This window comes from Nocardia wallacei, assembly GCF_029869545.1.
GTDB classification, from domain to species: Bacteria; Actinomycetota; Actinomycetes; order Mycobacteriales; family Mycobacteriaceae; genus Nocardia; species Nocardia wallacei_A.
This window is the reverse complement of record NZ_JARWQD010000266.1, coordinates 23,147-29,880: the sequence shown is the minus strand read 5'-3', so window position 1 is coordinate 29,880 and position 6,734 is coordinate 23,147. Positions and strand designations below refer to the sequence as shown.

Annotated in this window: 9 protein-coding genes; 7 read left to right on the top strand and 2 right to left on the bottom strand. The window is 69.1% G+C overall.

Going from position 1 to position 6,734, the window contains the following annotated elements; translation table 11 throughout:
• Positions 1-202: 202 nt before the first annotated feature.
• Together QH290_RS23120 and QH290_RS23115 are read right to left on the bottom strand one after the other, a co-directional pair.
• Positions 203-769, bottom strand: a complete 567-nt coding sequence (locus QH290_RS23120; protein WP_280265808.1) for an isochorismatase family protein — start codon at positions 767-769, stop codon at positions 203-205.
• Between the two features lie 40 nt (positions 770-809).
• Positions 810-2,249 carry a nicotinate phosphoribosyltransferase gene (locus QH290_RS23115; protein WP_425303643.1) on the bottom strand — a complete coding sequence of 480 codons (1,440 nt, stop codon included), beginning with the start codon at positions 2,247-2,249 and terminating at the stop codon, positions 810-812.
• On the opposite strand from QH290_RS23115, the gene clpS reads away from it, so the two are divergent.
• From clpS to QH290_RS23080, 7 genes are all read left to right on the top strand, one after another.
• Positions 2,236-2,592, top strand: a complete 357-nt coding sequence (gene clpS, locus QH290_RS23110) for an ATP-dependent Clp protease adapter ClpS (RefSeq protein ID WP_280265806.1) — start codon at positions 2,236-2,238, stop codon at positions 2,590-2,592. The two genes, QH290_RS23115 and clpS, sit on opposite strands and share 14 nt — an antisense overlap.
• A gap of 22 nt (positions 2,593-2,614) precedes the next feature.
• Positions 2,615-3,184, top strand: a complete 570-nt coding sequence (aosR, locus tag QH290_RS23105; protein WP_280265805.1) for an oxidative stress transcriptional regulator AosR — start codon at positions 2,615-2,617, stop codon at positions 3,182-3,184.
• Positions 3,185-3,349: 165 nt separating this feature from the next.
• Positions 3,350-3,799 (top strand): M67 family metallopeptidase, encoded by a 450-nt coding sequence (locus QH290_RS23100; RefSeq protein ID WP_280265804.1) that lies wholly within the window; start codon positions 3,350-3,352, stop codon positions 3,797-3,799.
• Positions 3,800-3,816: 17 nt separating this feature from the next.
• Positions 3,817-4,095, top strand: a complete 279-nt coding sequence (locus QH290_RS23095) for a MoaD/ThiS family protein (RefSeq protein WP_280265803.1) — start codon at positions 3,817-3,819, stop codon at positions 4,093-4,095.
• Positions 4,096-4,099: 4 nt separating this feature from the next.
• On the top strand, positions 4,100-5,062 hold the full coding sequence (locus tag QH290_RS23090) for a PLP-dependent cysteine synthase family protein (RefSeq protein ID WP_280265802.1): 963 nt from the start codon (positions 4,100-4,102) through the stop codon (positions 5,060-5,062).
• 127 nt (positions 5,063-5,189) lie between these two features.
• Entirely contained in the window at positions 5,190-5,894 is a 705-nt protein-coding gene (locus QH290_RS23085) for a rhomboid family intramembrane serine protease (protein WP_425301693.1), read from the top strand.
• A gap of 69 nt (positions 5,895-5,963) precedes the next feature.
• Positions 5,964-6,728 (top strand): cyclic nucleotide-degrading phosphodiesterase, encoded by a 765-nt coding sequence (locus QH290_RS23080; RefSeq protein WP_280265810.1) that lies wholly within the window; start codon positions 5,964-5,966, stop codon positions 6,726-6,728.
• Positions 6,729-6,734 lie beyond the last annotated feature (6 nt).

The window sequence follows — 6,734 nt, the reverse complement described above, 5'->3', positions numbered from 1 at the left end:
GCGGGCGCGGGGGTGCCGGGGGGGGGGGCCGGGTATCGCGGGGGGGTCTGCGCTTCGCGGGCGGGGGGTCCGGGCTTTGCGGCGGGGGGTTAGTGGTGTGCGGCCGGGGCATAGGAGTGTGTGGCCAGGGCGTGGGAGTGTGTGGCCGGGGCGTGGGCGTATCGGGCCGGGGCTGGATCGTGGGGAGCGCGCTGTGGGGCGCTCAGCCCTCCAGCTCGCCTGCGAGTTCTATGCCCGCCTCGCGCATCTGGTCGAGTGCCTTCTCCGTGGTGTCCGGGGCGACGTTGGCGGTGAGGCCCAGCAGCACCCGGGTGTCGAATCCGGCGGCGCGGGCGTCGAGCGCGGTGGCGCGCACGCAGTGATCGGTGGCGATACCGCAGATGTCGACGGTATCGATCTCGTTGGCGCGCAACCAGTCCGCGAGGGAGGTGCCGTCGTCGGCGGCGCCCTCGAAACCGGAGTATCCGGCGCTGTACTGCCCCTTCGAGAAGATCTGCTCGATCGGCGCGATATTCAGATTCGGATGGAATTCGGCGCCGGGCGTACCCGCCCGGCAGTGCGGCGGCCAGGTGCCCACGTAGTCCGGATCGTCGGAGAAGTGCGAGCCCGGATCGATGTGGTGATCGCGGGTCGCCACGATCGCGTCGTAGTCGGCGACGCTCAGATACTCCGAGATCCGCTCGGCCGCGGCGGCGCCACCCGCGACGGCGAGCGAGCCGCCCTCGCAGAAGTCGTTCTGCACGTCGACGACGATGAGTGCTCTGGTCATCTGCTGCACCTCGGTCTCGAACGGGGCGTTCGCGGTGCCCTCATTGTAGGAAAGTGGTGGCGATCGCGGGCTCTCCGGCCGACAGCTTCAGCCCCTCCCACGGCAGGCTCACCAGGCCGCGCGCCACCAGGTCGCGGGACTCGGCCAGCGTCGGCAGATCGTCCACGACGCGCCCCTCGCGCACGAGCGGAACCAGCAGGTCCCGGACCTGATGACCGTTCCCCGGGCGGGCCGCGCGGGCCGGATACACGATCTCCTCCACGATCGTGCCGGTCCGCCGCGCCAGCCGCACCGCCTTCTTGGTGCCGCCGCGCGATTCCTTGTGGCTGCTGCGCTTGGCCACCGGCACGCCGTCGACCTCCACCAGTTTGTAGACCATCCCGGCGGTCGGCGCGCCCGAGCCCGTGACCAGCGAGGTGCCGACACCGTACGCGTCGACCGGTTCGGCGCGCAGCCCGGCGATCGAGTATTCGTCCAGATCCCCCGACACGACGATGCGGGTCCCGGTCGCTCCGAGCGAGTCCAGCTGATCGCGCACCTGCCGCGCCAGCACGCCGAGATCGCCGGAATCGATACGCACCCCGCCCAATCCGGTCCCCGCCACCTCGATGGCGGTGGCCACGCCCTGCGTGATGTCGAAGGTGTCGACCAGCAGGGTGGTGCCGACGCCCAGCGCCTCGACCTGACTGCGGAACGCCGCCGCCTCGTGCTGGCCGTCGGGACCGCTGTGCAGCAGGGTGAACGCGTGCGCGCTGGTGCCGGCGCCGGGAACTCCGAAGCGCCGCACGGCCTCCAGGTTCGAGGTGGCGTCGAAACCGGCCAGGTAGGCGGCGCGGGCGCTGGCCGGGGCGGCCAGCTCGTGGGTGCGCCGCGATCCCATCTCGATCATCCGGCGCCCGGCCGCGGCGCTGACCATGCGCGCGGCGGCGGACGCGATCGCGCTGTCGTGGTTGAGGATCGACAGCACCAGCGTCTCCAGCACCACGCATTCGGCGAAGGTGCCCCGCACCGACAGGATCGGCGAGCCGGGGAAGTAGAGGTCGCCCTCGCGGTAGCCGTCGATCTCACCGGTGAAGCGGTATGTGCGCAGCCATTCCAGGGTGTTCCGGTCCAGGAATTCCGCGGCAATCGCGAGTTCCGGTTCGCCGAAACGGAACTCGGCCAGCGCCTCGAGCAACCGACCGGTACCGGCGACCACCCCGTACCGCCGCCCGTGTGGCAAGCGCCTGGCGAATACCTCGAAGGTGCAGTGGCGCCGGGCCGATCCGTCGGCCAGCGCGGCCGCCAGCATGGTCAGTTCGTACTGGTCGGTCAGCAGCGCGGTACTGGAAACTCCCGGTGTGGTGTCCACGTGGTCACTGTAGACAGCGTGGACGTCCGGCCTGGTGCGGGACGCCGCCGGGAACTGGACAAAACGGCTAGCTGCGGGTGTTGTGTATTCGGAGTCGAGTCGTACCCTGAAGGTTATGGGTCTGTGCATAGGAGACGCTGTCCGGGTGGCCGCCGGTCCGGTCGGCGTCAACCCGACACTCTCGGCGGCGCAGGCTACCCCGGAGGCAATCGAGGCCACCGAGATTCTCGAGGCCGAGGACCGGCCCTGGGTCACGGTGGTCTGGGACGATCCGGTCAACCTGATGCATTACGTGACCTACATTTTCCAGAAGCTGTTCGGCTACAGCAAAGCCAAGGCAACCGAGCTGATGCTGAAGGTTCACAACGAGGGCAAGGCGGTGGTGTCGTCCGGATCGCGGGACAAGATGGAACACGACGTGCAGCGCCTGCACGCGGCCGGACTATGGGCGACCATGCAGCGTGACGACTGACCGGGGCGACTACCGTAGCCCCGTGCGCAAGTGGAGCAGGAAGAACTCGCTGAGCGGGCTCAAGCTGCGGTCGGAGATGGATGCGCGGGAGGCGGAGGTGTTGCGCTCGCTCGTGGGCGCGGTCACCGGGCTGCTGAACGACCGGGCACAGTCGGCGCCCGAGGACGATCTGACCGCGTTGACCGGGCTACGCAGCGGCAACACCACCCCGCCCGACGACCCCCGGCTGGCCCGATTACTCCCGGAGTTCCACCGGTCCGAGCCCGGATCCCCCGATGCCGACCGCGCCGATCTCAACAGCGCCCTGCGCGGGCTGCACGAGCCCGACATCATCGAGGCCAAGGTGGCCGCGGGTTCGGTGGTGCTCGAGACCCTGCCGTCCGAGGGCGGCAAGATCGTGCTCACCCCGGAGCAGGCCGACGCCTGGCTGACCGCGCTCAACGACGTGCGCCTGGCCCTGGGCACCGCCCTCGGCATCGATGCCGACACACCCGACCAGCTGGACCCGAACGATCCGCGCGCCCCGCACCTGGACGTCTATCACTGGCTCACCTGGATGCAGGACTCCCTGCTGCAGGCGCTCGCCCCGTGAGTTTCCACGTCCCGATATGAATCTCACTGCACATAACTATTGACAGTCACCGCGACTAGCACATTTTCCGTTCCCGCGCGGGAAATTCGGGGGCTGCGCCCGTCGGGCCGGGAATAGGTGCATATTCTGGGCCGTTGACGGACGGCGAGCGGAAGGAATTCGACTGTGCTGGTGATCAGGGCCGACCTCGTGGACGCGATGGTGGCGCACGCGCGTGCCGATCATCCGGACGAGGCGTGCGGGATCATCGCCGGGCCCGAGGGTTCCGATCGTCCCGAGCGGTTCGTCGCGATGATCAATGCCGAGCGCTCGCCCACGTTCTATCGGTTCGACTCGGGTGAGCAGCTGCGGGTGTGGCGCGAGATGGACGACCGGGACGAGGAACCGGTGGTCGTCTACCACTCGCACACCGCGACCGAGGCCTATCCGAGCCGCACCGACATCTCCTACGCCGCCGAGCCGAACGCGCACTACGTGCTGGTCTCCACCCGGGATCCGCAAGACCACGAGCTGCGCAGCTACCGGATCGTCGACGGCGTGGTCACCGAGGAGCCGGTGCAGATCGTGCCCGCATATTCGAGCAGCGCCACCGCCGAGGCTCGAGCCGACCAGTAACAGCGTAAGGAGCAAATATGTCGGTCACCGTGTCCATTCCGACCATCATGCGCACCCTCACCGGGGGTGAGAAGCGGGTGCAGGCCAGCGGCGCCACCCTCGCCGCCGTCATCGACGACCTCGACGGCAACTACGCGGGCCTGAAGGAGCGGCTGCTGTCGGACGGCAAGCTGAACCGCTACGTCAACATCTACGTCGACGACGAGGACGTGCGCTTCGCGGGCGGCCTGGAGGCCGAGGTGCCCGAGGGCGGCACCGTGACGATTCTTCCCGCCGTCGCCGGCGGCGCTCGCTGATCCCGTGGCGCGCTACGAATCGCTGATCGACACCCTCGGCAATACGCCGCTGGTGGGCCTGCGCCGGTTGTCGCCGCAATGGGAGGGCGACGACCACGTCCGGCTGTGGGCCAAGCTCGAGGACCGCAATCCGACCGGGTCGATCAAGGATCGCCCGGCGTTGCGGATGATCGAGCAGGCCGAGGCGGCCGGGACGCTGCGGCCCGGCTGCACGATCCTGGAGCCGACCAGCGGCAATACCGGTATCTCGCTGGCCATGGCGGCCAAGCTGAAGGGGTATCGCCTGATCTGCGTGATGCCGGAGAACACCTCGGTGGAGCGCCGCCAGCTGTTGACCATGTTCGGCGCCGAGATCATCGACTCCCCGGCGGCGGGCGGCTCCAATCAGGCGGTGGCGCAGGCGAAGCAGCTCGCGGCGGCCAATCCCGACTGGGTGATGCTGTACCAGTACGGCAATCCCGCGAACGCGCTGGCGCACTACGAGGGCACCGGTCCGGAGATCCTCGCCGATCTGCCGGAGATCACGCATTTCGTGGCGGGCCTGGGGACCACCGGCACGCTCATGGGCACGGGGCGCTTCCTGCGCGAGAAGGTGCCCGGCATCGATATCGTGGCGGCCGAGCCGCGCTACGGCGAACTCGTCTACGGGTTGCGCAATCTCGAAGAGGGCTTCGTCCCCGAGCTGTACGACGAATCGGTGCTGACATCGCGGTTCTCGGTGGGGCCCTACGACGCGGTGCGCCGCACCCGCGAGCTGGTGTCGGAGGAGGGGATCTTCGCGGGCATCTCGACCGGCGCGATCCTGCATGCCGCGCTGGGAGTGGGGAAGAAGGCATTGAAGGCCGGTCAGCGGGCCGATATCGCCTTCGTGGTCGCCGACGGTGGCTGGAAATACCTGTCCACCGGGGCATACGAGGGCACGCTGGAGGAAGCGGAAGACAAGCTCGACGGCCAGCTCTGGGCGTAGGGCGGGCGCTGCTCTGTTTCCGGCGGGGACCGGGGTGGTGCACATCTCGGTACGCTCGGTATGTGGAGCCCGGTTTCGTAGTCCCCGCCGCCGCGCGGGCCGCGCTCCCCGCGAGGAGGCGATTGCGATGACCAGTGGCATGGGTTCGTCGTTCGATCCCGACCGGATCGCGGCATTGCGGGGGCAGCAGGGGAAATCCGCAGTCCCGCAGCGGGGTAGCGCGCCGGGGGCCGTGAAGCTGTTGTGGCAGCGCGCGATCGGGATGACCCTGGCTTTCGTCGCGCTGCTGTACGCCGTCGAGGGCGTCGATACCGCGATGGACGGTCGGCTGGAGCAGGAGGGCGTGCAGCCCCGCACCGCCGACGGGCTGAGCGGTATCGCGTTCGGGCCGCTGCTGCATGCGGACTGGGCGCACCTGATGGGCAACACCCTGCCGGTCATCGTGCTGGGTTCGCTGACGCTGCTGACCGGGATCGGCCGGGGACTGGCGGCGACCGCGATCGTCTGGCTGGTGGGCGAAACGGGAACGTGGCTCACTGGTGCCACGGGCACCGTGCACGTCGGTGCCTCCGTGCTCGTGTTCGGGTGGCTGACGTATCTGATCTCCCGCGGCTTATTCGCCCGAAACCTCTGGCAGATACTGATCGGCCTGGTCGTGGGGTTGCTGTACGGATCGATCCTGTGGGGCGTGCTGCCCGGACAGCCCGGAATCTCTTGGCAAGGGCATCTTTTCGGGGCGGTGGGTGGACTGATTGCCGGTTGGGTACTCTCCGGGGATGAACGTCGTCGTCGCCGCGGGGGTAGTGTCGGCCGCCCCGCGTCGCCGGGGTGATCGCGGAGCCCGGCCGGTGGTTTGGGGGATCCCCTCGTGAGTGAAAATGCAGCGTGGCAGCATGGGGGAATGCGCCTCACCGTCCTCGGGTGTTCGGGCAGTGTGTCCGGCCCGGATTCCCCAGCGTCGGGTTATCTGCTCACCGGACCGGATATGACGCCGACGGTCATCGACTTCGGACCTGGCGTGCTGGGGGCACTGCAGCGCTACCAGGATCCCGGCGAGGTCGACATCTTCCTCACCCACCTGCACGCCGACCACTGCCTGGATCTGCCGGGTCTGCTGGTGTGGCGGCGCTATCATCCGAATCCGCCGAGCGGGCGCGCGATCGTCTACGGACCGTCGGATACCTCGCTGCGGATCGGCAACGCCTCGGCGGAGATCGGCGGCGAATGCGACGACTGGTCCGACGTGATCGATATGCGGCCGTGGTCCGAGGGCGACAAGATCAGCTTCGGGCCGGGGCACACCGTGCTGGCGCGCCGCATGTACCACCCGCCGGAGTCCTACGGCCTGCGGCTCACCACGGCCGCGGGGCGCACCCTGGTCTACACCGGTGACACCGCGCTGTGCCCGGCGGTCTTCGAGCTGGCGCAGGGCGCCGACATCCTGCTGTCGGAGGCGTCGTGGACGCACGATCCGGACAACCGCCCGCCGGGCATCCACCTGTCGGGGACCGAGGCGGGCATGATCGCCGCCCGGGCCGGTGTCGGCGAACTGCTGCTCACCCACATTCCGCCGTGGACCTCGCGCGAGGACGTGATCGCCGAGGCCAAGCAGCAGTTCAGCGGGCCGGTGCACGCGGTGTCACCGGGCGAGGTCATCGACATCTAGACCCCG

Excerpts from the sequence above, each read along its gene's own strand:
- QH290_RS23120 (WP_280265808.1), bottom strand. The coding sequence starts at position 769 with ATGACCAGAGCACTCATCGTCGTCGACGTGCAGAACGACTTCTGCGAG.
- clpS (WP_280265806.1), top strand. The coding sequence starts at position 2,236 with ATGGGTCTGTGCATAGGAGACGCTGTCCGGGTGGCCGCCGGTCCGGTC.
- QH290_RS23115 (WP_425303643.1), bottom strand. The coding sequence starts at position 2,249 with ATGCACAGACCCATAACCTTCAGGGTACGACTCGACTCCGAATACACA.
- QH290_RS23095 (WP_280265803.1), top strand. The coding sequence starts at position 3,817 with ATGTCGGTCACCGTGTCCATTCCGACCATCATGCGCACCCTCACCGGG.
- QH290_RS23085 (WP_425301693.1), top strand. The coding sequence starts at position 5,190 with ATGACCAGTGGCATGGGTTCGTCGTTCGATCCCGACCGGATCGCGGCA.
- QH290_RS23080 (WP_280265810.1), top strand. The coding sequence starts at position 5,964 with ATGCGCCTCACCGTCCTCGGGTGTTCGGGCAGTGTGTCCGGCCCGGAT.